The 25,428-nt window shown below is 61.8% G+C and carries 23 protein-coding genes and 3 pseudogenes; 19 read left to right on the top strand and 7 right to left on the bottom strand.

The window, feature by feature from the left end; translation table 11 throughout:
• From ACR2J1_RS00720 to ACR2J1_RS00690, 7 genes and pseudogenes are all read left to right on the top strand, one after another.
• A pseudogene (locus ACR2J1_RS00720) lies at nucleotides 1-432 on the top strand (hypothetical protein); the annotation flags it as partial.
• A gap of 82 nt (nucleotides 433-514) precedes the next feature.
• The gene (gene ggt / locus ACR2J1_RS00715) at nucleotides 515-2,272 is read left to right on the top strand and encodes a gamma-glutamyltransferase (RefSeq protein ID WP_434017420.1); all 1,758 of its coding nucleotides are present in this window, start codon (nucleotides 515-517) and stop codon (nucleotides 2,270-2,272) included.
• An 18-nt stretch (nucleotides 2,273-2,290) separates the two neighbouring features.
• Nucleotides 2,291-3,301, top strand: a complete 1,011-nt coding sequence (locus ACR2J1_RS00710) for an FAD-dependent oxidoreductase (protein ID WP_434017419.1) — start codon at nucleotides 2,291-2,293, stop codon at nucleotides 3,299-3,301.
• Nucleotides 3,279-3,476, top strand: coding sequence for a sulfur carrier protein ThiS (gene thiS / locus ACR2J1_RS00705; protein ID WP_434017418.1), 198 nt, complete (start codon nucleotides 3,279-3,281; stop codon nucleotides 3,474-3,476). The genes ACR2J1_RS00710 and thiS overlap by 23 nt, the downstream gene beginning before the upstream one ends.
• Nucleotides 3,476-4,264 carry a thiazole synthase gene (locus tag ACR2J1_RS00700; RefSeq protein WP_434017417.1) on the top strand — a complete coding sequence of 263 codons (789 nt, stop codon included), beginning with the start codon at nucleotides 3,476-3,478 and terminating at the stop codon, nucleotides 4,262-4,264. Before thiS ends, ACR2J1_RS00700 begins: the two co-directional genes overlap by 1 nt.
• Nucleotides 4,265-4,290: 26 nt before the next feature.
• Nucleotides 4,291-4,923, top strand: coding sequence for a thiamine phosphate synthase (locus ACR2J1_RS00695; protein ID WP_434017416.1), 633 nt, complete (start codon nucleotides 4,291-4,293; stop codon nucleotides 4,921-4,923).
• A gap of 68 nt (nucleotides 4,924-4,991) precedes the next feature.
• Nucleotides 4,992-5,957: a CHAD domain-containing protein gene (locus ACR2J1_RS00690; protein WP_434017415.1), complete on the top strand. Its 966-nt coding sequence runs from the start codon at nucleotides 4,992-4,994 to the stop codon at nucleotides 5,955-5,957.
• Here the strand turns inward: ACR2J1_RS00690 and pqqB are convergent.
• Together pqqB and ACR2J1_RS00680 are read right to left on the bottom strand one after the other, a co-directional pair.
• Nucleotides 5,954-6,886 (bottom strand): pyrroloquinoline quinone biosynthesis protein PqqB, encoded by a 933-nt coding sequence (gene pqqB, locus ACR2J1_RS00685; protein WP_434017414.1) that lies wholly within the window; start codon nucleotides 6,884-6,886, stop codon nucleotides 5,954-5,956. The two genes, ACR2J1_RS00690 and pqqB, sit on opposite strands and share 4 nt — an antisense overlap.
• Nucleotides 6,887-6,994: 108 nt before the next feature.
• Nucleotides 6,995-7,903 (bottom strand): hypothetical protein, encoded by a 909-nt coding sequence (locus ACR2J1_RS00680; protein WP_434017413.1) that lies wholly within the window; start codon nucleotides 7,901-7,903, stop codon nucleotides 6,995-6,997.
• A 216-nt stretch (nucleotides 7,904-8,119) separates the two neighbouring features.
• Between ACR2J1_RS00680 and ACR2J1_RS00675 the strand changes: the two genes are divergently transcribed.
• From ACR2J1_RS00675 to ACR2J1_RS00660, 4 genes and pseudogenes are all read left to right on the top strand, one after another.
• Nucleotides 8,120-8,647, top strand: coding sequence for a hypothetical protein (locus ACR2J1_RS00675; protein WP_434017412.1), 528 nt, complete (start codon nucleotides 8,120-8,122; stop codon nucleotides 8,645-8,647).
• A 70-nt stretch (nucleotides 8,648-8,717) separates the two neighbouring features.
• Nucleotides 8,718-9,376: pseudogene (locus ACR2J1_RS00670) on the top strand (MotA/TolQ/ExbB proton channel family protein).
• Nucleotides 9,376-9,822: an ExbD/TolR family protein gene (locus ACR2J1_RS00665; RefSeq protein WP_434017411.1), complete on the top strand. Its 447-nt coding sequence runs from the start codon at nucleotides 9,376-9,378 to the stop codon at nucleotides 9,820-9,822. Before ACR2J1_RS00670 ends, ACR2J1_RS00665 begins: the two are co-directional and overlap by 1 nt.
• A 16-nt stretch (nucleotides 9,823-9,838) precedes the next feature.
• The gene (locus ACR2J1_RS00660) at nucleotides 9,839-10,657 is read left to right on the top strand and encodes a TonB family protein (RefSeq protein WP_434017410.1); all 819 of its coding nucleotides are present in this window, start codon (nucleotides 9,839-9,841) and stop codon (nucleotides 10,655-10,657) included.
• Nucleotides 10,658-10,677: 20 nt separating this feature from the next.
• On the opposite strand, the gene ACR2J1_RS00655 is transcribed toward ACR2J1_RS00660, so the two are convergent.
• Nucleotides 10,678-11,529: a hypothetical protein gene (locus ACR2J1_RS00655; protein ID WP_434017409.1), complete on the bottom strand. Its 852-nt coding sequence runs from the start codon at nucleotides 11,527-11,529 to the stop codon at nucleotides 10,678-10,680.
• Between the two features lie 695 nt (nucleotides 11,530-12,224).
• Between ACR2J1_RS00655 and ACR2J1_RS00650 the strand changes: the two genes are divergently transcribed.
• The 5 genes from ACR2J1_RS00650 to ACR2J1_RS00630 all read left to right on the top strand — a co-directional run bounded on the left by ACR2J1_RS00650 (nucleotide 12,225) and on the right by ACR2J1_RS00630 (nucleotide 17,231).
• Entirely contained in the window at nucleotides 12,225-13,820 is a 1,596-nt protein-coding gene (locus ACR2J1_RS00650) for a sensor histidine kinase (RefSeq protein ID WP_434017408.1), read from the top strand.
• Nucleotides 13,817-14,497 carry a response regulator transcription factor gene (locus ACR2J1_RS00645; protein ID WP_434017407.1) on the top strand — a complete coding sequence of 227 codons (681 nt, stop codon included), beginning with the start codon at nucleotides 13,817-13,819 and terminating at the stop codon, nucleotides 14,495-14,497. The genes ACR2J1_RS00650 and ACR2J1_RS00645 overlap by 4 nt, the downstream gene beginning before the upstream one ends.
• A gap of 250 nt (nucleotides 14,498-14,747) precedes the next feature.
• Nucleotides 14,748-15,725, top strand: coding sequence for an ABC transporter substrate-binding protein (locus ACR2J1_RS00640; protein WP_434017406.1), 978 nt, complete (start codon nucleotides 14,748-14,750; stop codon nucleotides 15,723-15,725).
• Nucleotides 15,722-16,519 (top strand): ABC transporter permease, encoded by a 798-nt coding sequence (locus ACR2J1_RS00635; protein WP_434017405.1) that lies wholly within the window; start codon nucleotides 15,722-15,724, stop codon nucleotides 16,517-16,519. Before ACR2J1_RS00640 ends, ACR2J1_RS00635 begins: the two co-directional genes overlap by 4 nt.
• The gene (locus ACR2J1_RS00630) at nucleotides 16,479-17,231 is read left to right on the top strand and encodes an ABC transporter ATP-binding protein (RefSeq protein ID WP_434017404.1); all 753 of its coding nucleotides are present in this window, start codon (nucleotides 16,479-16,481) and stop codon (nucleotides 17,229-17,231) included. Before ACR2J1_RS00635 ends, ACR2J1_RS00630 begins: the two co-directional genes overlap by 41 nt.
• Nucleotides 17,232-17,279: 48 nt before the next feature.
• On the opposite strand, the gene ACR2J1_RS00625 is transcribed toward ACR2J1_RS00630, so the two are convergent.
• From ACR2J1_RS00625 to ACR2J1_RS00615, 3 genes are all read right to left on the bottom strand, one after another.
• Nucleotides 17,280-18,206 (bottom strand): ABC transporter permease, encoded by a 927-nt coding sequence (locus ACR2J1_RS00625; protein ID WP_434017421.1) that lies wholly within the window; start codon nucleotides 18,204-18,206, stop codon nucleotides 17,280-17,282.
• Entirely contained in the window at nucleotides 18,158-18,940 is a 783-nt protein-coding gene (locus ACR2J1_RS00620) for an ATP-binding cassette domain-containing protein (RefSeq protein WP_434017403.1), read from the bottom strand. The genes ACR2J1_RS00625 and ACR2J1_RS00620 overlap by 49 nt, the downstream gene beginning before the upstream one ends.
• Nucleotides 18,941-19,142: 202 nt before the next feature.
• Nucleotides 19,143-20,690, bottom strand: coding sequence for a porin (locus ACR2J1_RS00615; protein ID WP_434017402.1), 1,548 nt, complete (start codon nucleotides 20,688-20,690; stop codon nucleotides 19,143-19,145).
• A 573-nt stretch (nucleotides 20,691-21,263) separates the two neighbouring features.
• Here ACR2J1_RS00615 and ACR2J1_RS00610 point away from each other — a divergent pair.
• The gene (locus ACR2J1_RS00610; protein ID WP_434017401.1) at nucleotides 21,264-21,692 is read left to right on the top strand and encodes a response regulator; all 429 of its coding nucleotides are present in this window, start codon (nucleotides 21,264-21,266) and stop codon (nucleotides 21,690-21,692) included.
• A 356-nt stretch (nucleotides 21,693-22,048) separates the two neighbouring features.
• On the opposite strand, the gene ACR2J1_RS00605 is transcribed toward ACR2J1_RS00610, so the two are convergent.
• Nucleotides 22,049-23,581, bottom strand: a complete 1,533-nt coding sequence (locus ACR2J1_RS00605) for a CHAD domain-containing protein (protein ID WP_434017400.1) — start codon at nucleotides 23,579-23,581, stop codon at nucleotides 22,049-22,051.
• A gap of 876 nt (nucleotides 23,582-24,457) precedes the next feature.
• On the opposite strand from ACR2J1_RS00605, the gene ACR2J1_RS00600 reads away from it, so the two are divergent.
• Nucleotides 24,458-24,952 (top strand): hypothetical protein, encoded by a 495-nt coding sequence (locus ACR2J1_RS00600; RefSeq protein WP_434017399.1) that lies wholly within the window; start codon nucleotides 24,458-24,460, stop codon nucleotides 24,950-24,952.
• Between the two features lie 93 nt (nucleotides 24,953-25,045).
• A pseudogene (locus ACR2J1_RS00595) lies at nucleotides 25,046-25,428 on the top strand (hypothetical protein); the annotation flags it as partial.

The following is a 25,428-nucleotide window of genomic DNA, read 5'->3' as shown; positions in this document are numbered from 1 at the left end:
GAGGATGAGACAGGCGTCGCCAACACGGTGATCTGGCCCAAGGTGCTGGAGCGGGAGCGCGTGGTGGTCATGGGCGCGCGGCTGATCGTGGTGCATGGCCGCCTCCAGCGCCACGAGGACATCATCCATGTCGTCGCCGATCGTCTGGAGGACCGCAGCGACTGGCTCCGCCTCCTCACCGAGGACGCCGAGACAGTCACCATCCCCATCGCCAATGCCGACGAGGTGCGCCGCCCCGATCCAGCGTCCTGGCGGCAGCGCCAAGACGACCCCGCCGCGCTCAATCCTCCCGTCGCCCGCGCCGACGAGGTCAAGCATCCGGGCGGTGAGGACCCGCGCGAAGGCGGACGGAAAAGGCGTCATCCACGCTGGCACCCAAGGCGCCACCCGCGGACGGAGCGCATCATCCCGAAGTCACGCGATTTCCATTAGATGCACCGCGACTTCATCCTGATTGTAATTCGAGCCCGTGCAGCTGTGGCCCCTGTCAGCCCAAACCGGCTATGCTCCCGGCATGAACCGCTCACTCGCCATTTTTACCCCACTTCTCGCGCTGCTCGCCACACTCCACACGAGCGAGTTTACCGGACGGGCTCACGCCTTCGAGCAGCCTGAGGGCGCGAGCGGCTTCACGCCAAAGCCTCTCGTCAAAGCGAAGCGGCATATGGTGGTCGCGGCGCATCCGCTGGCGGCGGAAGCCGGCCTTACGATCTTGCGCAAGGGCGGCAGCGCCGTCGACGCCGGCATCGCCACGCAAATGGTCCTCAACCTCGTCGAGCCGCAATCCTCAGGCATCGGCGGCGGCGCTTTCATCCTCTACTGGGACGCGAGCGTCAAAAGCCTGACCAGCATCGACGGCCGCGAGACGGCGCCCGCCGCAGCCACGCCTGACTTGTTCCTCGGCCCCGCTGGCAAGCCGCTCCCACGCGCCGACGTAATGGCCAGCGGCCGCTCTGTCGGCGTGCCCGGCGCGCTCGCAAGTCTCGCGCTCGCGCATCAGAAATTCGGCAAATTGCCCTGGCCCGATTTGTTCGAGCCCGCCATCGCGCTCGCGCGCGACGGCTTTCCCGTCCCGCCGCGCCTTGCGACCCAACTCGCCGACATCGGCCCGAAAAGCTTCTCCCCCGCGGCCCGCGCCTATCTTTTCGACAAAGATGGCAAGGCGTGGCCCACCGGTTACAAGCTCCGCAATCCTAAGCTCGCCGAGACCCTGAGTCTCATCGCGCAGGAAGGACCGAAGGCTTTCTACGAGAGCGAAATCGCGAAGGACATCGCCGCAGCGGTCGCCCAAGATCCACGCGGCGCGGGCAAGCTCGCCGCCTCCGACATTGCCGCGTATCGCGCCAAGGAACGTAACCCCCTTTGCACGCCCTATCGCGGCTACGAGGTCTGCGGCATGGGTCCCCCGTCGTCGGGTGGCGTCGCCGGAGCGCAAACGCTGGGCATCGCAGCACCATTCGACCTCGGCAATACACCGCTACAGGTCGAGCCCACGCATCTCATCGCCGAGGCGGAGCGTCTCGCTTACGCTGACCGCGCCCGATACCTTGCCGACAGTGACTTTATCAGCGTGCCGCTGGCAGGGCTTCTCGATACAAATTATCTCGCCGAGCGCCGCGCCCTGATTAATCCCGATCGTGCGCTCCAAAATGTGGTTGCCGGCACGCCGCCGAACACTCGCGAGGGCTCATTCGGAAACGACGCCACGCAGGAGAGCGTGGGCACAAGCCAGATTTCCATCGTCGATGACGCCGGCAACGCCTTCTCCATGACCACGAGCATTGAACAGGCCTTCGGGGCGCGCCTCATGGTGCGCGGGTTTCTGCTCAACAACCAGCTCACCGACTTTTCATTCGAACCGGTAGATGCGGAGGGACGTCCCGTCGCAAATCGTGTTGAGGGTAATAAGCGCCCGCGCAGCACAATGGACCCCACCATCGTCTTTGCCGAAGGCCGCGAGTTGCGTCATGTACTGGGTTCGCCCGGCGGCGGCGCGATCGCACTCTTTAACTTGAAGGCGCTTCTCGCCCTCACCGATTGGAAGTTGAATCCCGCCGAGGCGGCCGCACTTGCGAATTTTGGCGCACCGGGCAACAGCTTCTTGCTTGAACCCGGGCCCGCACTCGATCCGCTGGCGAAGGGCATGCAAGCGCTTGGACACAAGGTCGAGCGCGTTCCGCTTTCGAGCGGCCTGCACATCATCTCAGTGACGCCGGACGGACTGGAGGGGGGCGCCGACCCGCGCCGCGACGGCGTCGCGCTCGGAGATTAGAAGGCCCGACCTCGCGCAATGGCCACCGTCCAAAAATCGATCGCGATACGCGGGGCAGGCGTCGTCGGCCTTTGGCAAGCGTTGCTGCTTGCCCGAAGTGGCAATGCCGTCACGATTTATGAGCGCGCGGCGGAGCCGTTCAGCGAAGCCTGCAGCCTTCATGCAGGCGCGATGCTCGCGCCGCGCTGCGAGGAGGAAAGCGCCGAAGCCGTAATCCGCGAGCTCGGAATGCGCGGGATCGCGCTTTGGCGTGAAATTTATCCCGGCACGATTGCCAATGGCAGCCTAGTGGTGACTCAGTCACGAGATCGCGTTCTGCTCGACCGTTTTGCGCGCATGACGAGCGGTTATCAGCAGCTTGACGGTGCCGCCCTCGCCGCGATCGAGCCTGACCTCGCCAAACGCGTAAGTGGCGCGCTGTACTACCCGGACGAGGCGCATGTAGCGCCCGAACCCGCGCTGCGCTTCCTGCTCGACGAGGCACTCGCGGCCGGCGCAACGCTCCGTCTCGGCGCTGCCGATACACCGCAGGGCGCCGATATCGTCGTTGATTGCCGTGGTCTTGCGGCGCAGGACGTCCTCCCGTCACTGCGCGGGGTGCGCGGCGAGCGCATCGTGATCCGCTCCAAGGAAGTCGGGATCAGCCGCCCCGTCCGGCTGCTCCATCCACGGTTTCCCCTCTACGTGGTGCCCTGGGGCGACGGTCTCTACATGATCGGCGCGACCGTGATCGAAAGCCAAGAAACGGGGCCCATCAGCCTACGCTCGGCGCTTGAGCTACTCACCGCAGCCTATGCGCTCGACCCCGCCTTTGGAGAGGCCGAGATCCTCATGTCCGGCGCCGGCGCGCGTCCCGCCTTTCCCGACAACCGCCCTAGGATTATCAACGCCAACGGCTATATCTATGTGAACGGGCTCTATCGCCACGGCTTTCTGCTGGCGCCCGTGCTTGCAGAACTTGTCGCCCGCTTCATCGACACGGGCGAACAGAACGCGGAGGTTTTCGGTGCAGATCAGGGTCAATGGTGAGCCGCTTGCCACCGACGCGCGCACCCTCGATGAGCTCTGCGCGAGACTGGGCTATGCGGACGCCAAGATCGCAACAGCGGTGAATGGAACGTTCGTGGCCGCTGGGCAGCGGCCCGCGACGCGACTGGTGCAGGCCGATGAAATCGAAATCGTTGCGCCGAGGCAGGGCGGCTGATGCTAGAGCTTTATGGCGCCCGCTTCTCCTCCCGGCTCCTGCTCGGGACGGCGCAATATCCTTCCCCTGACGTCTTGCGCCGTGCGGTCGAGGCGTCCGGTGCCGAGATCGTCACGGTGTCGCTGCGGCGTGAGTCCGCGCGCGCTCGGGCGGGGCAAGGCTTTTGGGAGCTGATCGAGCGGCTGGGTCGGCGCGTGCTCCCCAACACTGCCGGCTGCCGCACGGTGAAAGAGGCCGTCGCCACGGCGCATATGGCGCGCGAACTGTTCGGCACGTCTTGGATCAAGCTCGAGGTCATCGCCAATGACGATACGCTCCAGCCCGACCTGTTCGGTCTCGTCGAGGCGGCAGCGATCCTCGCGGCAGAAGGTTTCGAGGTCCTTCCCTACACCACCGAAGATCTCAGTGCCGCCGAGCGGCTGATCGCGGCGGGCTGTTCGGTTCTGATGCCATGGGCCGCGCCCATCGGCTCTGCTCGTGGGCTCATTAACAAGACGGCGCTGAAAATCCTCCGTGCCCACTTCCCCGGCGTGCCGCTCATCGTTGACGCAGGTATCGGCACGCCCTCCCACGCGGCCGAGGCCATGGAGCTTGGCTATGATGCCGTGCTCCTCAACACCGCCGTCGCTAAAGCCGGCGATCCCGTCAAGATGGCGGACGCCTTCGCAAAAGCTGTGCTAGCCGGCCGCCTTGCTTTCGAGGCTGGACTGCTGGAGCCGCAAGACATGGCATCGCCGTCAACCCCGGTCGCAGGCACGCCCTTCTTCAAGATCGATCACGCGTCCTGACGGCCATTCTTCGCCAAGACCTGATCGTGCTCAGACTAGACCCCTTCTATCCGATTGTCCCCGACACGGCATGGCTCGCCCGGCTGCTCGGCGAAGGCATTAAGCTCGTGCAGCTCCGCCTCAAGAATGTGGACGCCGGCGCCGTCGGCGCCGAGATCGCGCGCGCGATGCAGCTCTGCGCCGACCATCGCTGCCAGCTTGTGGTCAACGATTATTGGCGCGAGGCAATTACCGCTGGCGCCGACTTCGTGCATCTCGGCCAGGACGATCTTCGGACCGCCGATCTCGGAATGATCAAGGCGGCCGGGATCAGGATTGGCATCAGCACTCATAGTCCCAAGGAGCTCGAGACCGCTCTTGCCGCCGCTCCCGACTATGTCGCGCTCGGACCGATCTATCCAACGAAGCTGAAAGAGATGCCGTGGGCGCCGCAAGGGCTCGACCGCTTGGCGGAGTGGCGCGCACTCGTCCGTTGTCCGCTTGTTGCGATCGGCGGCATCACGCTCGAAAGGGTTCCAGATGCGCTTGCAGCGGGCGCCGATTGCGCGGCCGTCGTCACTGACATTGTGACAAACCAAGATCCTGAGCAGCAAACGCAAAACTGGCTCGAAGCGACGGCCCCCTGGCGCAACTTATCCACAGGCAAGCCTCCGCCCTGACGCGACAGAATGGGACTTGACCCACGGCCCTCTGGCCGAGGATCATCCCCGGAGGAGCGGGGGGTCTGATGAGCTATATCCTCGATTCAGCCATATCGCCGAGCGAGGCGCTGCGCCGCGTCGCCCTCGGTCAGCTCGATATCGCCCAAACGGCGCTGTCCACCCCTCCCGATCGCCACAGCGGCGTTCACAGCACTCGCAAGTGCTTGAAACGACTGCGTTCTCTTTTAGTGCTGGCGCGTCCCGGCCTGCCTGAACCGATCTTCGCCCATCTCAACGATGAGGTGACGCGCATCGCGCGAAGCCTCGCGCCCGCGCGCGATGCCCAGGCGCTGATCGACGCCATCGACAAATTGGAGAAGGACGATCAGTCCGGCGAAAACACCGCGACCCCCATTCAATCCCTGCGTGGCTGGCTGCAGAAGCGTCGCCACGTCGCGGAGCAAAATCTCGAGCGGAGCGCAGCGTCCGACGCTCTGCGCGGCCTGCGCGCATTGCGGCCGGCCTTCGCCTCGCTTTGCGTCTACCCCAACGATTTCAGTCCCCTCGCGAAGGGGCTAAAGCGTTGTTATCGCGCATCACGCGCCTCGTCCGGTCATGCGCTTTTAACGGAGAGCGCCGAAGATCTCCACGAATGGCGCAAAGGCGTTCAGCATCATTGGCGCCAGATGCAGCTTCTAACCCCATGCCAGCCGGTGGATCTCACCTCTAGAGCCGAAGGCGCCCGTGCGTTGTCGCAAATCCTGGGTGACGACCACGACATCGCCCTTTTGGTCCGCCTCATCTCCACTCCGACCATGATGTTTGGAAGCCCGGAGGACACGGCCGCTTTCCTGAAGCGCTGTCGTAAGCGTCACAAAGCGCTGCGGCGCGAAGCGCGCGCCCATGGCGAAACGCTCTTTGTGGAGGGAGCGCGCTCCTTTGCCAAGCGCATCGATGCTTATTGGATGAAGGCCGCGGAAAAGGCTGCAGCGGAGCCACGCAACGACAACATCGTGGCCTTCGGCGAGTTGCGTCCAAACCGCGCGGGCTAGGTCCGCACGTCCATCCCGTCATAGCCGACTTCCCAGCCGGCTTGCTCCACGGCGGCTCGCTCCGGCGAGTCCTCGCGCAGGGCGGGATTGGAGTTGTTGACGTGGATGAAGATTTTCCGGGCGATGTCGAGAGGGGCAAGCGACGCGATGCTGCCTCCCTCTCCGGACATATTCATGTGGCCCATGCGCTCGCCGGTCTTGTTGAGCAGTCCCTGGGCGATCATCTCGTCATTGGTGTAGAGCGTGCCGTCAAAGAACAGCAGCGGCGCGCCCTTAAGCCGAGCACGCAGCGCCTCGTCGACCTTGGCGCAGCCAGGCACATAGAAGAAGTGCCGACCGCTCGCCGTGTCGGTCACTTTCAGTCCGGTGGTATCGCCTTCCTGCGTGCCGAGATCGGCCCCTGCCTGTTGGTCTTCGAGATAAAGCGGGACCTTGCCCAGCACCGAGAAGGCCTCGATATCGATCCCCACCGCACCTGACGGACCCTCGACCGCAAATGGCTCCCCATAGGTCATAGCCTCGCGCCTGACCAGCCGAGGATTGAGCACGTCGAACACGCTGTTGGACGCCAGCACGTCCAGCACGCGGGCCGTGCCATAAACGGTGAGCGGCTGACCTTCGCGCAGGCACAACAGCCCGGCAATGGCGTCGACGTCGCCATTGGTCAGCACCACCGCCTTGATCGGGCTGTTGCGCGGACCGCCATCGGGCGTCGGATGGAGCTCAGGCGTGGCATTGATTTGCTGACGCAGATCAGGCGCGGCGTTGAGCAGCACCCATTGTTTGCCGTCGGCGCTGACCGCGACCGAGGCTTGCGTGCGAGGCACGATCCCGCCCCCGCCTTTGCGCGCGTCGGCCGAGTTGCGGCCATTGCAATTCCACTGCGGTAGGCCGCCGCCCGCCGCCGAACCGAGCACCTTGATCAGCATGATGAAGATGAAATGCGGCTGAGGCCCCGCCTCGTCAAGCCAAAAAGAAGCGGCCGCCGTCCTTCGCGAAGGCCGCCATCTCGAACTCAAGTCGGTCAGGGCGTGTTTCTAGAACTCGAGTCCACCCTGAAATTTCAATGCCGTGTCGGAGGTGAGGTCGGTCAGGCCGAATTGAACGCCGACATTCATGGAGAACTCCGCTTTTGCTGGGCCGGCGACTTTGTCGTTGACATTTCCATTTCCATTGCCGTTGTCGTCGTCGTCATCGTCGCCGCCGGGATTAAAGAACAGGGTAGGGCCGATGCTGTGTTGCTGGTCGTTGAACGACCCGGCATTGGAGAGATCCTCGATCTCGCCGAACATCTCGACGCCAATGCCCCATTTCTTGGCGACGCCGTATTGGGCCCGCCAGCCATATTCGAAGCCGAGTCCGTCGGTCTCCCTGTGCTCGCCGACTTGGCTCGTGAAGAATGTATTGGTCGTCAGTAACGCCCTGCCGCTTGCCAGCTCGACAATGGGTCCGAACTCGATTTCATCGGCCTCGCCACCGCGCGTCGCAAACCCGTAGGCCCCAAGAAATGCAAGGCCGAAGCCATTGCCATCCCGCTCGACCAGCTCATATTGCGGCTCGAACTCGACGGAGCTCACATCGAAGTCCTCGTCGAGCGGTTCATCGGCGCTAAGAGCGGTTGACAGCATCCAGCGGTCCGTAACGCTCCACTGGAGTTCGATATCGTGGCTTTGCCGGAGGAACTCGCCCTCCTCTTCCTCGTCCAGGGCGCCGCCCCCCTCGCCCTCCTCGGCGCTCTCACGCTCGCGCCTGGGGAAGCCCCAATGCACGGCGCCGCGATATTCGAGCTCGACCTCGCCCTTCTCGACCCCCGATTCCTGGATCTCGAATTCCGCCACGGCCGTATCGGTGGTGACGAATGTCAGCCCGAAGGCTGCCAGACCAGAGGCCGCAACCGTCAGCGCCAAGCGTTGCGCAAAGCGCAGTACGTTCAGGTGGTATCGCAAACCCCCGCCCCAAATTGAGCCTTGCCGAGCTCGATTCTTGATGGTGGCTAGATTAGCAAAAGAGCCTGAAGCAATCTCGGCAAAAAATTTGCCCGATTTTCCCGATATGGGCGGCCGGCGGCATTTGAAGCCCAAGAGAACGGCCGCGGGGGAATGACGCCAAGCTGAGGGCCGTCCTGTGTAATGGTAAGGAACATTCTGAACGAGATCTCCAGCTTGGCTCGCGAGCACCCATTCCTTGGGCAATTGCGCGTAGCCTGGTTCAGCTTTACTGGAAGCGCACTCACCTTGATAATTTTTAAGGGGTCCAGCCATGCTCTCGAATGCCGTCCCTGTGACCGTCATCTTTGGGTTAGCACGGCGCTGCTCGGTTTCGGCGCCGCCTGGGCCCAGGAAAATTCGATCGCCATCGAACTCAACAAGCTCGAGCCTCAGGACAAGCAATGCCGTGCCTACCTGGTGATCCAGAACAAGCGCAGCACTGATTTTTCGGCGTTGAAACTCGACCTCGTGCTCTTCCGCCCCGATGGGGTGATCGGCCGCCGGTTTGCCGTCGAGCTCGCGCCGCTGAAGGCCAACAAGCGCACGGTCAAGCTCTTCGACCTCGAAGGGATCGCTTGCGATGAGGTCGGCAGTTTCTTGATCAACGACGTGATGGAATGCAAAGCCGAGGCGGGTCCGCTCGACGATTGCCTGCAGAACATCACTGCATCCACTCTCACCAATGTGCAACTGACGAAGTAAAGGATTCGATCCCGTGGAGCAGGAGATCGCCATCGCAGCGGCGCCCGACTACTCAGTCTGGGGCCTCGTTATGCAGGCCGACCCAGTGGTCAAGGGCGTGATAATCATTCTCGTCGTGGCCTCGGTGGCGTGCTGGGCAATCATTTTCGAGAAGATCGTCAGGATCTGGTGGCTAAACCGCTCCATTCGCCGCTTGGCCAATGCGAGAGACAGCCATTCCGAGCGCGGTCTAGTGCGCGCCGTTATGCAGGCCGGCGAGCGCGAGGCCGATATCAGCCAAGAGGACACGCCCACCGAAAAGCGTTATCGCGTTGAAACGGCCATGCGAGCGGCGCTCAAATCGCAGTGCAGCGCATTGAGGTCGGACTGCCTTTTCTCGCCACGATCGGCTCCGCCGCGCCGTTCATCGGCTTGTTCGGAACCGTCTGGGGCATCGTGAACAGCTTCACCGCAATCGCGCAGCAGAAAGACACGAGCCTGGCCGTCGTGGCGCCCGGCATCGCCGAGGCTTTGATCGCGACGGCGCTCGGCCTGGCTGCGGCCATTCCGGCCGTCATGGCCTACAATCAGATCGCCGTAGCGCTCGGGCGCGCCTATGCGCGCGGCAACAGCTCGGTCGTGGAGATCGCCCGCGACGTCGTAATGGGCGAGGGCCGCCCGGAGCGCGCGGAGCCGCGGCGTCCCCGCGGGGCCACCGTCGAGCCGCTGCGCGCAGGGAAGCACTCCTGATGGCAATGTCACTCGGCAATCGTGGAACTCCGGGCGAGGAGGCCGAATACCGGCCGATCTCCGAGATCAACATCACGCCCATGGTCGACGTGATGCTCGTGCTGCTCATCATCTTCATGATCACCGCGCCGCTGCTCGTGACCGGCGTTCCGGTCGAGCTGCCAAACACCTCGGCGGCTCGCATCAGCCAGCCGAAGAAGCCGGTGATCGTGTCGCTTGGCGGCGACGGGTCGCTCTACATCCGCGATGAGCAAATCAGCCAAGATACGCTGATCCCACGCCTCCAGGCGCTGCGCTCGGCCGAAGGCGACGCCGTGGTCTATGTCCGCGCCGACAAGAAGCGCGCCTATGGAGAGGTCATGGACATCCTCGGCCGAGTGGGCCAGAGTGGTTACGCGCGCGTTTCCCTGCTATCGCAACCCAAGGCGAACGGGGGAGCTCACTAGCCCCCCGCAGGTTGTCATGTTGCTCCGTCTCCTGACTTGGCTGTTCTCGCTTGGCGCTCACTTCGCCTTCGCCGCCTTCATGCTTGCGCCAGCCGGAGGCACCGCGCTCGAGCAGGGCGCGGGCGAGGACATCATGGTCGTCGAGCAGGGCATGATGCTTGAGGGCTTCGCCAAGCTCGGCGAGGATCAGGTCGCGATCGAAGAGGTGCAGGCGCCTCCGGTGCAGATGGCCATGGCGCAACCCCTCCCCGAGGAGGTTAAGCAACCGGTGGAGCAGGAAAAGCTCCCGGTTGAAGAACCCGAAGAAGTCAAACCGATCGAGGAACGCCAGGTCGTCGCCTCTGAGTCGGGTCCCGATCAGTTGGATGTCAAGGCGCCGGAGGAGATCGAGGAGCCCGAGCCGGAGGAGCTCGAGGAGCCCGTGCGCGAGGAGGTGAAGGAGCCGCAGCCGGAGGTCGTCAAGCAGCCCCTGCCGCAGCAGGTCGCCACCTTGCAGCAAGAGAGTGTCGCAGCGCAGCGCGAGAGCTCAGGCGTCCAGAAGAAGGGCGGCGATACCACGACGCACACGGCCTATCTGGGAACGCTGCGTACTCATCTCGAGAAACATAAAGTGAATCTTCGTACCGAACTCATCGGCACTGCGGTGGTGCAATTCACCGTCGACGCCAATGGCGGGATTGCCGCGCACAAGATCACCAAGAGCTCGGGCTCCAAGGTTCTCGACGATGCAGCGATCGCCTCGATCGAAAAATCGGCGCCCTTCCCGCCGATTCCCAAGGGCCTCAACCGCGATCGACTCGAGATCTCGGTCCCGTTCAAGTTTACGGTCCGCTGAGCTGCATCCCGCTACTCCTGTCAGCGTAACAGGCGGGGCGTGAACTCGTATCCGACAAAGACTTTCAAAGCGAAGTCTGAGTTTGCACCGGTAAGCCCGAACTGGCCGCCGAGACTGACGGTGAGCTCGGGTGTCGGCGGCTCGCCATTGCCGTTCCCACCTTCGTCGTCCTTGCCAAACGTATAGTAGAACGCAGGGCCGATGCTGTGCAGTTGCTCGTTGAACGAGCCCGCATTGGCCATGTCCTCGATCTCGCCGAACATTTCCAAAGCGAGCGACAGACGCTCCGTTGCCTCGTATCTCGCCTGCCATCCATATTCGAAGCCGATGCCCTCCTGCTCGGAAAGGTTGCCCAGCTCTTTGAAAAATAATGGGTGAGCGTCAGCACTGCCTTCTTCTCGGCCAGTTCGACAATCGGACCGATATGTATTTCGGGAGCCTTGTTCGTCCCGCGCGTCGAACACGGGCTGTTCGGTGCCGCCTTGGATGGCGAACCCAAGCCCGTCTCCCTCGCGCGTAATGAACTCGAACTGTGTCTCGGCTTCGATGGCGCTCAGTCGGAAATCGTCGCCGTCGGGTTGGTCAAAGCCATGCGTTACGGCCACCAGCCAGTGACCGGTAAGGCTCACTTGCACCTCGAACTCATGGCCCTGGCGCAAGGGCGCTTCTTCGTCATCGGGGAGCACCTGTTCGATGCTGCTTCCCTTCGGTAAGCCTGAATGCCATGCGCCGCGATATTGCAGCTGGATCTCGCCAGGATCGATCGTCGATTCCTGAATTTCGAATTCTGCCATAGCCAGCCCGGCGGACGCCGCCAAAATCAGCGATGCCGCTGACGCTCGGGAAGCTGCTGTCGATAAGAGCGATGCCATCCTAATACTCCACCGCGAAGGTCACGCGCAGCGCGGTATCGGCGGTCGCATCGGTCAGCCCGAACAGCACCCCGACGCCCAGGCTCCACTCCCGGCCCTGCTCGGAGTTGGGTTTTGCTTCGCCGTCGCCCTCGCCGTCCTCGTGCGCGGATGAGAGATAGAGTTCGTGCTCATCCCGCGCCGCGGGGGCACGCTGGGTCTAGGCGTTTCGACGCCAAGCGACGCAAACTCCAGCGACTCGCCGGCGGGCTGTTCCAGGTTGGGTGTTGCGCCGCGATATTCGGCCTCGAAGGCGCCCTTCTCGGCATCGACCTCGGGAATTTCGAATTCGCCGCGGCCTGATCGGGGGCTCCGGCGAGCGCCAGCATCGCGGTGCCGACCGCGGCCGCCCAAAGGCCCATGTGAACAGAGCGTGCAGTACCCTGAACCAGTCGCAAAAGCGCCCCCCCACCTCTTTTACCTTCATTTATCCGCAACATGGCAAATGTCCAAACCTAACTTGGAAGAGCTGGCACCATTCCCGGGAATATCAGGCAACATACATAACACGCCTGTTGAGACGCCCTTTCCGGCCCTGGAAGCCCCGCCTCTAAGACAGGCAAAATCAAAATGGAGTATAGCTATCCGCAACCGAAGCACTCGCCCGGGTGCCGGCAGATTGACCGCGTGACTGGCTTCGTCCCACAGGCTCCTTAATGCGCTATCGCACCAAGCTCCTCATCACTGCGGGACTTCTGCTTGCCTTGTCTCTCTCGGCGGCGGGGCTGGCTTACTGGGGCTCGACCCAGTCGCATGATTATCTCAACCGTTCGCGCCTCTCCCACGAGCAGCTGGAGCGCCAACTGCAGCTTTCCCGGCACAGCCAGCAGCTGTTCAAGGCCTGGACCGACACGCTGCTGACCGGGATGAGCGACCGTCCGCTCGGCGCCGCCTACCTGAACAAGGTCATCGAATCCGACTTGGCTGCGTTGCAGGACCTTACCGAAAGAGAGCTTGCCCTCGTTCCGCCCCAGGAGCGCAAGGACGCCTCCGCCGAGCTCGATCGCCTGGGGGCGATCCGGCAAGAGTTCCAGCACACCCTTGATCAACTCGGCGAGGTCGAGCAGCTCCGCAGCCGCGGCCGACCCGACGCGGCCTGGGAGCGGTTGATCGATCTCCTCAAAGGCGGCATTGATCGGAAGCTCAACGAACTGATCGAAGTCGCCGTTGCCGACGAAACCGCCGAAGTTATCAGGATCGATGCCGACGCCGCCCGGCTGCTGGGGCGGCTGGAGAACGTGAGCCAAGTCCACGCCGTGCTTGCGGTGGTTGCCACGCTCGGGCTTGCCCTCTTGCTGTTGCAGGGGCTGCGCGCGCCTCTCGCCGAGCTTCTGCGCGGCACCGCCAAGCTCACCGAAGGCGACCTATCTCACCGCATCGCCATCTCCGGCCGCGACGAGTTCGCCGATCTCGGCCGCAGCTTCAACCGCATGGCGGGCGACCTCCAGGTTCATCGCCAGGCATTGCAGGACGCTCATGCCAATCTCGAGACCTTGGTGGAGGAGCGGACCGAGGAGCTCCGCCGGGCCAACGAATCTTTGCGCAAGATCGACGAAACCAGACGTGGCTTTTTCGCCGACATCAGCCACGAGCTACGCACCCCTCTGACTGTGATCCGCGGGGAGGGGGAGATCACATTGCGCGGTAAGAAAAAACCTGTGGCGGACTACAAGCGTTCCATCGAACGCATCGTGGAGCAAGCTAAGCACCTGTCAGTGCTCGTAAATGACCTTCTTTTCATCGCCCGCCAAGGCGCCGGCGCGGCGCGTCTCAATCTACAATCCATCGACCTCGGCGCCCTGTTGGACAAGGTCTGCGGCGACGCGCGGGTGATCGCCCATGACAAGCAGGTCGACATCAAACTGCAAGACGGAAGTGAATCCACCTTCGTGCGCGGCGATCCGGTACGGCTGCGGCAGCTCTTCATGGTGCTCTTGGATAACGCCGTGCGCTATTCCAAGATGAGGGGCACGGTGAAGCTCGCGATCGAGAACGGTGCCGACGTCGTTACCGTCCGCGTTTCCGATGATGGCATCGGCATCGCTCCCGAAGAACTCGAGGGTATTTTCGAACGCTTCCGCAGGGGCGGCAATGCCATGCAGTTGAACGAAGAAGGCTTGGGGCTGGGGCTACCCGTGGCTAAGGCGATCGTCGAAGCTCACAAAGGAAGGATTGAGATGGCAAGCCATCTTGGCAAGGGGACGACCGCGACGATCTCGCTGCCGGTTGCCCCCGCGGAGGCCCGGACATGAACGTCCTTCTGATCGAGGACGAGCCGCGCGTCGCAGACTTTATCGATCGCGGGCTGCGGGCGGAGAACCATGGCGTCACCGTCGCCGCAACCGGCAGCGCCGGCATCGATCTCGCAAAGACCGGCGAGTTCGACGTCATCGTGCTCGATCTCATGCTCCCGGACATGCACGGCTACGATGTTTGCAACCGGCTCCGGCTGGAGGGCGACCACACGCCCATCCTGATGCTGACTGCGATGGATACTCTCGACGACAAGATCAAAGGGCTGAAGGTCGGCGCCGACGACTACCTCACCAAGCCCTTCGATTTCGATGAGTTGCTTGCGCGGATGGAAGCGCTCTTTCGCCGATCGCACCATTTCGCTCCGAGCTCCAACGTGCTGCAAGTCGCGGACCTCGTCCTCGACAAGGACTTGCTGGAGGTGAGACGCGGTGACGAGGCCATTAAGCTCACCGCGAAGGAACTCGCGATTTTGGAGCTGTTGATGAGCGCCCCCGGAAGGGTGTTCTCCCGCACCCGCATCCTGAACCAAGTATGGGGCTACAGCGAGGACCCCTTAACCAACGTCATTGACGTCTACATTGCGCGGCTACGCCGGAAGGTCGACACCGAAGGCCGCCAGCCGCTGCTCGAAACCGTGCGCGGCCACGGCTATCGCCTCAAAGCCCACGGATGACTATATGAGCGATAGTGTTTTGACGGTTGGTCAGGGCCATGCGGCGGCCAAGCAAACCTTGCGAAGTTTCCCGGGATCGCTAGATTATGCCCCACCACTCAAGCGGTTCACGCGCCATAGTTTTTCCGGGACTCGCCAGGGCGAGCCAGGGCAGAGTTTGTCGCTCCGGCGGCAGCAGAGCTGCCGCAGCTCGCTGTGTGGTCAGCCCAAAATTGTGAAAAGTCTGCATAAGAACGTGGAGGAATGCCCGTTGCGATTAGGTCTGTACGCTCTTCTGCTGTTTGCGCTGACGACCATTTCCGCCCCGGAGGCTCAGGCCGCGCAAAAAGTGACGGTTGGAGTCCTCAAATTCGGCACCGTCAGCTGGATTCTGGACACCATCCAGGCGAATGGGCTCGACACGGCCGAGGGCATCGAGCTCGACGTAATGCCGCTTGCGAGCACCCAGGCGACCACCCTGGGCTTGCAGGGCGGCTCCGCGGACGTCATCGCCACGGATTGGCTCTGGGTCTCGCGCGAGCGCAGCAGCGGTGGCAATTTCACCTTCTCGCCCTTCACCACAGCTTTGGGTTCCATCATGGTTCCCGCCGACTCCCCCATTAAAACGTTAGGGGATCTCAAGGGTAAGAAGCTCGGCGTCGCCGGCGGACCGCTCGACAAGAGCTGGCTTCTGATCGTGGCTTACGCGCTCCGAACAGCGAATATCGACCTCAGGACTGAGGCCAGACAGGAATTCGGCGCTCCCCCCCTCCTCGCCGAGCGGGCCAAGCAGGGAGCTCTCGATGCCGTTCTCAATTTTTGGCCATACGCCGCGCGCCTGGAGGCGGTGGGCTTTACCGAGCTGATCGGCGTCGAGGACGTGGTGCGGGAACTCGGCGCCAAGGGCGAGGTCGCCATGGTAGGCTATGTCTTCAGCGAGAGCTGGGCGAAGCAAAACCCGAAAGCGATAGCAGGCTTCCTACGCGCGGCCGCAAAGGCCGATGAGCTGCTCGCCACCTCCAACGAGGAATGGCAACGGCTGAAGCCGATGATGCAGGTCGACGATGATGCGACCTTCGAGGCTTTGCGCCGCCGCTACCGCGAGGGAATCCCGGAGCGATCCGTCGCCCAGAATGAAGCCGACGCCAAGGTGCTGTATCAATTCCTGCGCGAGTTCGGCGGGGAGAGATTGGTCGGTCCCGGCACCGAACTCGCACCGGGCACCTTCTGGAACGGAGGCGGCTCTTGAGCGTATCGGTCGCCCGCTCTCCGGCCTCCGCGCTTGTGCGTAATTTTCGCCGGCCGTTGATTTCGCTCGTCTCCGTGGCGGGCTTTCTGCTCATTTGGTTTATCGCCGCAGAGATAGCCCAGAGCCGGCTTTTGCCTGGGCCCGCAGCCGTTCTCCGTTTCATCGTCGACGAGACCATGCATGGCGACATGCTTGCGGAGCTCGGCATCACGCTTTGGCGCGTCGCGGCATCGTTCGTTCTGGCCATGGCTATCGGCAGCGTGATCGGGCTGGCTATGGGCCAGTCGGTTGCTCTCAACCGGGTGCTGGATCCATGGCTAATCGTGTTTCTCAATCTCCCTGCGCTTGTCATCATCATTCTGGCTTACGTCTGGTTCGGCCTGAACGAAGCCGCCGCGATTGGCGCCGTTGCTCTCAATAAGATCCCGAACGTCGTTGTGACCTTGCGGGAGGGTGCCCGCGCGCTCGACCCGGGCTTGAACGAGATGGCGCGCGCCTATCGGCTGTCGCCCATGAGCAAGCTCCGCAACGTAACCCTGCCGCAGCTCCAGCCCTACTTCGCAGCCGCATCCCGCTCCGGCATCTCCTTGATCTGGAAGATTGTGCTCGTTGTGGAGTTGTTGGGCCGGCCGAACGGCGTCGGCTTCGAGCTCCACCTCAACTTTCAGCTTTTCAACGTGACGGCGATCCTCGGCTACACGGTCGCCTTTGTCGCCGTGATGCTGGCAATCGAATATCTCCTGGTGCAACCCATTGAACGACATAGCTCACGCTGGCGTAACAAGCCGGTTTAAGATCCGGGTCGAACAGAAGACGTATTTCGGGGCTGACGGCACATCTGTCCTCGCGATCCGCGACTTCGAGCTCGACATCCCCCGCTACAGCATGACTGTGCTCATGGGCCCATCAGGCTGCGGCAAGACCACGTTGCTGCGCATTGTTGCCGGCCTGGATGACAACTTCACCGGCGAGGTCGGATTTGCCGACGAGACCCGAATCGGTTTGATGTTCCAGGAGCCGCGGCTTTTGCCCTGGCGGACCGTGCGGCAAAACCTTGAGCTCGTGGCCGCTCCGGGCTTCGGACCCGAAGATTTGCAACAGCTCGCTCAATCTGTCGGCATTGCCGAGATGTTGCCGCGTTATCCGCAAGAGCTTTCGCTCGGCATGGCGCGGCGAGTGGCGCTGGCCCGCGCCTTTGCCACACGGCCCGATCTCCTTCTGCTGGATGAGCCGTTTGTATCACTCGACGAGCGCACGGCCGACCGCCTAAGGCGCCTGCTGCTCGACGTGTGGTCGGCGCGGCCGACCACCGCTCTTCTTGTGACGCACAACGCCCGCGAAGCCTTTCTGCTGGCCGATCAACTGGTCCTTCTCGCGCCACGGCCAACGCGGGTCGTTGCGGTGGAGACCATTCCGGTGCCGCATGGCAAGCGCGATTCGGCGGCGATCGAAGCAATCCACGCCGATTTGTTGGAGCGCTATCCAGGAAATTTCATCAGCGCCTGATCCCGCACCGGACGCAACGCCGCGCCGGGCGACTCCCACTCCCAACGGTTATGCCGCGGCGGCGGCTCCGGCCTTACGTTGCTGGATGCCGCGGGACGGATCGTAGGCCCACACGGACAGCGCGAGGAACACCACCAGGCACCCGACCACGACCGCAAGCGCGGTCCAGTTGATCTGCTGGTAGAGCGCGAAGCGGATGAGCTCCACGGCCCAAGTGAAGGGATTGTAGATGCAGATGTAATACAGCCACATGCTGCCCTCTTGCATCTTCCACAACGGGTAAAGCGCCGACGATGCAAAAAACATCGGGAAGATCACGAAATTCATGATGCCGGCAAAGTTTTCGAGCTGCTTGATGGTTGAAGACAACAGCATGCCGAGCGCCCCGAACATCATGCCCGTCAGGATCAGCGCTGGAAGGACAGTGAGATACTCGATCGGCGGTATTACGATGCCGAGCTCTCCCGGCCAGAAAGGAACCGCCACGGTCCAGAGCGGGTACCAAGGTGGCAGCGCGACGCCTAGCAGCTGCGCGACGATGAGGAACGTATAAACCTGGAACAGGGAGACGATTACCCCGGCAAAGAGGCGCGAAATGAGGAGGAACCAGCGCGGCAGCGGCGTCGTCAGCAACACCCGCATCGATCCCATCTCGCGATCGTAAACCATCGATAGCGAGCTTTGCATTCCGTTGAAAAGCTGGATCATCGCGAGCAAGCCCGGCGTGATATAGACGTCGTAGGTTATGTAAGTCTCGTAAGGTGGGATGATCGAGATACCGAGCGCGGCGCGAAAGCCCGCGGCGAAAATAATCAGCCAAACCATTGGCCTGACGAGGGCGGCAAAAAATCGCTCCCTCTGCTGCAAGAAACGCAACATTTCGCGCCACACGATGCCCCTGAAGGCGCGCAGAAGATGGATAAAACTCACGCCGCGACGTCCTCTTCCGTCTCGCCGCCAATCAGGAGCCTGAATGCGCCGCCGAGATCCCGCGCGCCCGTCTCCGCAACGATGTCGCGAGCCTCTCCGCTCGCAACAATACGCCCGCGATCCAGCACCAGAAGATCGTCATCATCCTTCACCTCATCAAACAGGTGGGTTGCCCAGAGCACCCCGATATTATCCGCGCGCGCGAGTTCATGGATATGCCGCACGATGGCGGTACGGGTCGGGACGTCGAGCCCAATCGTAGGCTCGTCGAGCAACAGCAGTTGCGGACCGTGCAGCAACGCACGCGCGATCTCCACGCGCCGGCGATGCCCGCCATTTAGTGAACGCACCCGCTCCTCGATACGTTCGCCCATGGCAAGAGCGGCTAGCGCACGATGCATGCGCTCGTCGGCGTCCTTGCGGGCTAGGCCCCTGAGCGCAGCGAAATAGCGCAAATTCTGTTTGACCGTGAGATCAAGATCGAGCGTCGGCTGCTGGAAGACGACGCCGAGGGGAGCGAGCGCTTTGCTGCCCCATTCCGAAGGCGAGCGTCCCACGATTTCGATGCGGCCCTCGGATGCATCGAAGAGACGCGTGATCAGCGAAAAAAGTGTGGTCTTGCCGGCGCCGTTGGGCCCGAGCAGGGCCGTGACCCTGCCGGGATAGACGTCGAAACTGACATCTTTGAGGGCCTTCTTGGAGCCGTACCAATAGGAAACGTTCTTGACGGCGAGAACCGGGACCCGCCGATGTCCGTCCCCTGAGGTTGCCTTTTGCATATCGAACTCCGGCGCGAGACAAACATCGAGTTACGCGCCTTGGCTCAGAGATAGCTTCGGAGCGGTGTTTGCACAACCCTCCTGGAAACCGCGCCGGCGACATCCCCCGCAGCAAAAATGCCTGCCCTCGGAAAGGACAGGCATTTGGCAAAAAAGAAGCCGCCCCGAAGGGCGGCTTCCGTAAGAGCGTGTGGTAGATGGCTTAGAAAAAGATGATGCCACCGACCTGGAAGAGGTCGAAGTCGTCGAAGTCTTGGTTGACGTTCGACAGCGTCCCACCAGCGCTCAGGCCAGTGAAGTCCACATCGACATCCATGTGCTGCCAGCGGGCGAAGAGGTGCATCGCTGCGGAGTCGATCTCCTGCATCACACCGAGGCCCCAGCGTTCGACTTCAGAGTCGTTGACGAACATGCCAGCCACAGTCGCACCGCTCGCGCACGACGCCGTTCCCGCGAGTGGGCCTGCCAGACCGCAAACGTTGGCTCCAGCGAGGCCGCCGAACTGGTCTTCATACTGAGCGTACTCGCCGAAGAGAACCGTGGCACCAATCGGGCTCCAGGTCCTCTTGATGAAGGGCTTCAGGTACCAGGCGTCGGACTCGGGCGTGCGCTGAACTGAACCCGTCACAGCGTTCACAAATCTCCCGTCCTCGACACGGTCGTTCTGATACATGCCGTAAAGACCGATACCACTGGGCACATGCATGACAGTCGCACCGACCTGGTGGATCTCGTTGGTCTCGTTAATATCTGCAGAGCCGACGGCCGCATTGAGGTGCGTATACGAGTACGCCGCCGAGACTTTAAAGTTGCCCCAATCGCCGGTGTAGAACAGGGCAGCGTCATATGCTTCCGGGGTGGTTGCATAGGCCCCAAGGCCGGCTGAGCCATTCAATACCGGACCCTTGGACGTGAGCAGGTTGCCGAGATAGTCAGTGTAGCTGACCTCGAACCTGAACCCGCCGAAGGTCGGAGAGTCGTACCGGACACCGCTCTGAGGAGCGCCGTAGCAGTCAACACCGATAGGACCGATACCGCTATTGCAATTGGTGAAGTTGCCGATGGTAAAACCGCTGAGGCTGGCAAAGTCCCCGCCGCCGCCGCCAGCGCCATTGGGACGCAAGAAGAACGAAGGTGATTCAAAGAGCACCGCATTCGACTCGATCACAGTGCCGGAAAGGTCGGCGAGAACCGCCGGGTTGTCCGACGCCGGGCTCAGATAGCCCCAATTGATCGCGCCGTAATTGTCGCTTTTTATGAACATGTATGAGTACAGCGTGTTGATGCCTGACAAGAGGCCAGAGTCCTGACCGAACTGGTTCGAGGCGATGCCAAAAACGTTGCCGCCGGTCTGATTGGCGTTGTCGATGAAATTGCCCGGCGCGGTGACGGTGATGTTGTAACCACCTGTCCAGCCCGGTGCGATCGTAGCTTGTCCCGTAATTGCAAAGCGGCTGGTCAGGTCGGCGTCCTTGTCACCTATCCAGGTATCAGTTCGCTTCCCGTCGTCCCAAAAGTTGATCGCCTTCACGACCCAACCAGAAAGCGTGACGGACACCTTCTTGTTGCCCTTACGGACCGTCGTCGCCTCAAGCTCGGCCACCCGCTCCTCGAGATCCGCGCAGCAGTCGCCCCCGAGATCCGCAGCTTTGGCCGGAGTGCTCATGGCGTATCCGCCGAGCGTCATGCCAAGTGCGGCTGCGATGGCGATGCGGCTGGATGTTTTTGTCAGTCCCCCAAACATTTCCATCTCCACCTTCCCTGATAAATATTGCCTAAACCAAACTCTCGCTTCGAATTGCCCTCTCGGCATGTCCGGCGAACCCCCGCCTTGGTCTGGACAGAAACCTCCCGAAGAGAGTTCTGATTTGCTTATACGCGTTCCGCTCGGAAGGTAAATTGCTAAGGGGGCATTCAGGGGCGTTTTCGGCCATCTTGTGACATTTCCGCCACGAAACTCAGCGCACGATGCTGTCAAATTGGGCACACTGACAAACCAAATTTTCATTATTTATCAGAGGCCTAGCCATTTTTGTCGCTTGCCGTTGCATCGCGACGAGCATGTCGCACGCCGTTCGAGCATCGCAGTCCCCCGTGCTTGCCCTCGCTGAATGCCTAATCGCTATGCAGCATGGACCTTTCTCCGAGCAATCTTAAACGCCCCTAGAGCCGTGATTCGGCCCCAATTTTGCTACCGCTTGCTTTGAAGACCAAGCGCGCCCAAATAGGCCGCCCAACCACTGATTTATGACGTGCAATTCGGGTGCGTCCCGATTCAAAACAGGGATTAAGACTGATTCGATTGCGAACAAGGACGGGCAGCATGGGGAACGCCCCTTCAATCGAGCCGGACGGACAGGCGGCCCTTCAACCCCCCGAGAGCTTACGACTCAAAGGGTTGCGCATCCTCGTAGTCGAGGACGAAGCCCTGGTCGCCCTTCAGCTCGAGGACATGCTCTACGAGCTTGGCTGTGTCGTGATTGGGCCTGCAAGCAGAGTGGGCCAGGCGCTCGAGATGCTCGCGGCGCAACGCGTCGATGCCGCGGTGCTCGACCTCAACGTGGCCGGCGAGCTGGTTTATCCTGTGGCGGAAATGCTCGAAAAAAGGGGGATACCGTTCATCTTTGCAACCGGCTATGGCGCTTCCGGCGTAGCGGACGCCTATCGCAGCCATGAGATCCTACAAAAGCCGTTCCTGCTCAGCCAGTTGCGCAAAACCATGATGGCTGGCATTCCCGATAAGGTCGGCTAGCCGTCTTTGCTGGCCTGACTTGTCCCGGCCACGGGAGGCTCCGGTGGCTCGTCTTCAAGGGCACGATAAGAAGCCCCTTCAAGATCCGTCGAATTGCTTCGTGTGCAACGCCCACAGAAACGCCGCCAGGCCAAGGCGCCGAGCGCAAGGGCCGAAGGCAGGAGCCCAGCGCCGTCATGACCGCCCCTTGCCTGCAAGGCGCGTGGCGTTGACCGTTACGATGATCGATGAGGTCGACATCACCACGGCAGCGATCAGCGGCGTCACATACCCCGCCATGGCCAGGGGCACGCAGAGGACCCCGCCCGGCCAGCCTTGATACCGGTCAAGCTTTCCACGCAAGCCGCTGCAAGAGCTTACGTCTTCCAGAAGGATTTCACCGTAATGAACCGCTCGTAGGCGTCCTCGGCTTCGCCAAGAAGCTTCTTGCGGCCGGCACCCTTCGAATCCAAGGCGTGGGTGACACTTTCCTCCAGGCCATCTTGCGCCGCGCTGGCAATCAAGTCGTCGTACCGCGCGAGATCGTTAAGGTTCCCGAGCGCCTCCTGGAGAGCCTTCAAATTATCCAGCATGTCCGCGTGACGCCTTTCCTGCTTCTCACCTGGAAAAGTCTCGGCAAAAAATTCCAACGCGTAACGCAATTGCTTCGACCGAATCCGAAGCTTGTGACGTTGCGCCACCGTCAGGTCGCGCAGATGCGCCCCTTTGCGCTTGATGTTTTTGCGCAAGCGGCGGAGCTGTTCCGCGGCGAAGCGTTCAATCTCACTGTCGTGCGATCGTCCTTCTTCGCTCTTCGTCCACAGCCCGACCTCGACCCATTCAACGATATCCAGCACGGCCTTACGAAAGCGGTCGGACCGGATCGAGGCCCTTGCGGTCGCATAGGCCTCGGCGCGCCGCGCTTCGAAGTGGCGGTGCGCGGTTGCAACCGTCGCATCGTTGGCATTTGCTTTTTGCAGCGGCAAAAAAATCTCGGCTTCCAGCACGTCGAGATCCCGCGCGAGACCGAGCTCGTTCGTAATCCATTTCAGCTCAGCCTTGATGAGATCTTGTTCGGCGTCGGCGACGACCTCGGAAAAGAACGAAATCGCGGCACGCAGGCGGCGAAGCCCGATGCGCATTTGGTGCAGTGCCTCGGCGCGGCCCTCGCACATCGCGGGCTCATTGGCGATGATCTGCCGCAAGCAGTTGCGCGCGATGATGCGAAAAGCCTGGCCGGAGTCCACTCCCACAGGAACGCTGACGGGACGCGCTTTTTCCGCTGCGCTTGTTCCCTCGATAAGCTCATAGCCGCGTTCGGCCTTGCTGCGCACGCCGAGGCGAAGCGGCACGACGTCGGCAAGCGTGCGGGCGAGATGAAACAGCTCGGCCTTGGAGCCCTGTTTGAGTTCGATCTCCAGCTCGGCGATCGGACAATGGCTCTTCGCTGTGGCGATCTCGCCCCAATCGAGCGCCATCTCCACGTCGGACCCATTTTTGCGGACGCGATAGAGGACGCGCTGGATTCGTGTTTGGAACAAAGGCTGCAACGCGCCGACCACGTCCGCATCCGCGAACGGCGGGAGGCCCGTGTTCCTGGCGGCAGTGAGGTCTATGCCCTGGCCCGGCACCTCAAGCTCCCACTCGCTGCGATCAAACAGAGCGCCGCTGCCATCTCCCGCCTTAATGGTTTGCACGAAACGGTCAGGCTGCTGTCGCACCCGAAGAGCGATGCCGGCGTCGCGGAGAGCAAAATCGGGGGTGTCGTAATATGTCGAGATCAGCGACTGCGTGAGGGGCTGCGGCTGGAGCCTGGAGAGATAGGCCTCGATCAAAGCGCCATGCGCAGGATCGAATTCGAGCTTCAGTTCGATCTCCTGCTGCTCGCCTTGATCATTATTGACGGTCACGCTACACCCGTTACTGACACCGGCCGTGTTAAGCTGGCACAACTCTGTGATGGACCGTTTACGGCCCTTTATTGTCACAAACTAGTCTAGTCTTCCCGCATGTAGGGCGGGGGCAGAATGAAAGCGGGGCGTTATGAATGGGACATTAAAAGCACGCACCCGCGACGGAGCCGCGCTCCAGACATTGGTTGCGGGGGCCTGCACCACCGAGAATTGACTTTGCCACCTATAACGATTTGACCACTGGCATCGAGTGCCGGCAGCGGTGATCTTGCGCGCGTCCAGGTGGAGGCCAGGCACCATGCCTCCTACATTGGTGTGGTACGCTGAGGAATGTATAAGAACGCGCTGAATGGACCCCATCCTTACGATCTCGTCAAATCTGAGAGGTGGGCCTTCAGGCTACACAAGCTTACGCTCGATCTGGGGCGTTGTCAGAGCAAATCGGCCTGAGCCGGGGAGAGGCACTCCGGCGCGTGCTGCCATCGCTCGTTCTTAAGAACCCGCTGCCGCTCAGGACGTAGTGGACAAGAATGCTGTCCATTGCGGGAAGCCGCAAGCGTCGCCCCGCCCCACCTCGCAAAGTGCCATCGCGTTCAGGCGGACGTCGAGCTGCATAGCAGCTTATTCGAGGGTCTCCGATCGCATTCACTCTCCCTTTCCAGCAGGGAAGCGAACTCCACACTTCGAAGTTCCTGAATTCGGATGACAGGGCACGACTAACGGATGATCGGTCACTGTTAGATGGAACGATGCACGGAAGGTGCCGTTTTAACATATGTAAAAGGAGGTCGATGGAGCCTCGGCGCTCACTGCGCGAGCACTCTTCCGCGCACCCCCTGTACCCTTCGGCTTACGAAAATAGGAGCCTAATTGATGGCACAATCATTAAACTGGAAAGCAGCGATAATCGCTGGGCTGGCTGCCGGATTGGTTTTCATGATGCTTGAAATGGTCTTGATGGGGACGGTCGGTGGCCAAAGCCCTTGGGGACCACCCAGGATGATTGCAGCTATTGCCATGGGAAAGGGCGTTCTCCCTCCCCCCGCGACATTCGACATGGGCATCATGATGGTCGCGATGATGATCCACTTTCCCTTGTCCATCATCCTGGCTGCCATTTTGGGCTGGGCGATCTCCCATTGGCACATGAGCCTGATGACGTCCCTGATAGTCGGGACGATCTTCGGCCTCGTCGTCTACTTCGTGGCCTTCTACGTGATGACAGCGATCTTCCCGTGGTTCGCCATGGCGCGCGGTGGGATCGGTATCTTCGCGCATGCAATGTTCGGGCTGATACTCGGCTGGACCTATCATGCGATCGCGAAGCCCAACTCACTGGACGCAACATCGACCGCCACGGCGGGTTAAGAAGATCATTTTCAGTCCCCGCCTCCCCCTCATCGGGGCGGCTGCGCCACCAGAGTGCAGAACGAATGACCGTCACCGGCGGCCGCCCCAACAATGGACAAGGAGAAGAAAATGAACGGCAATGACCTTACGCGCGAGGAGCGCCAGCACCGTGGCACTTACCTGCCAAAGAACGAGCCGCCCGGCTACCCGCGCGCGAAGACGGCAATCCTTATCATCGACCCGGTGAATGACTTCCTTTCGGAAGGTGGAGCGGCCTGGGAAATGACGAAAGGCACCGTGGAGCATAATGATGTCGTGAAACATCTCAGGCAGCTGATTGAGGGAGCTCACGGGCGCGGCATTCCGGTGCTCTTCGGGCCCATGGCCTACACCGAAGAAGATTATGCCGAGCATCAACTTCAGAAGCGAAGCGGCATCAACCGGATCATGTACGAGAAGAAGATGTTCCTCGCGGGAAGCTGGGGCGCCGACTT

The sequence above is a fragment of the Methyloceanibacter sp. genome (assembly GCF_050999895.1).
Taxonomy (GTDB): Bacteria; Pseudomonadota; Alphaproteobacteria; order Rhizobiales; family Methyloligellaceae; genus Methyloceanibacter.
Note: the sequence above shows the minus strand (reverse complement) of the source record. Positions and strands in the feature narration are given on the sequence as shown.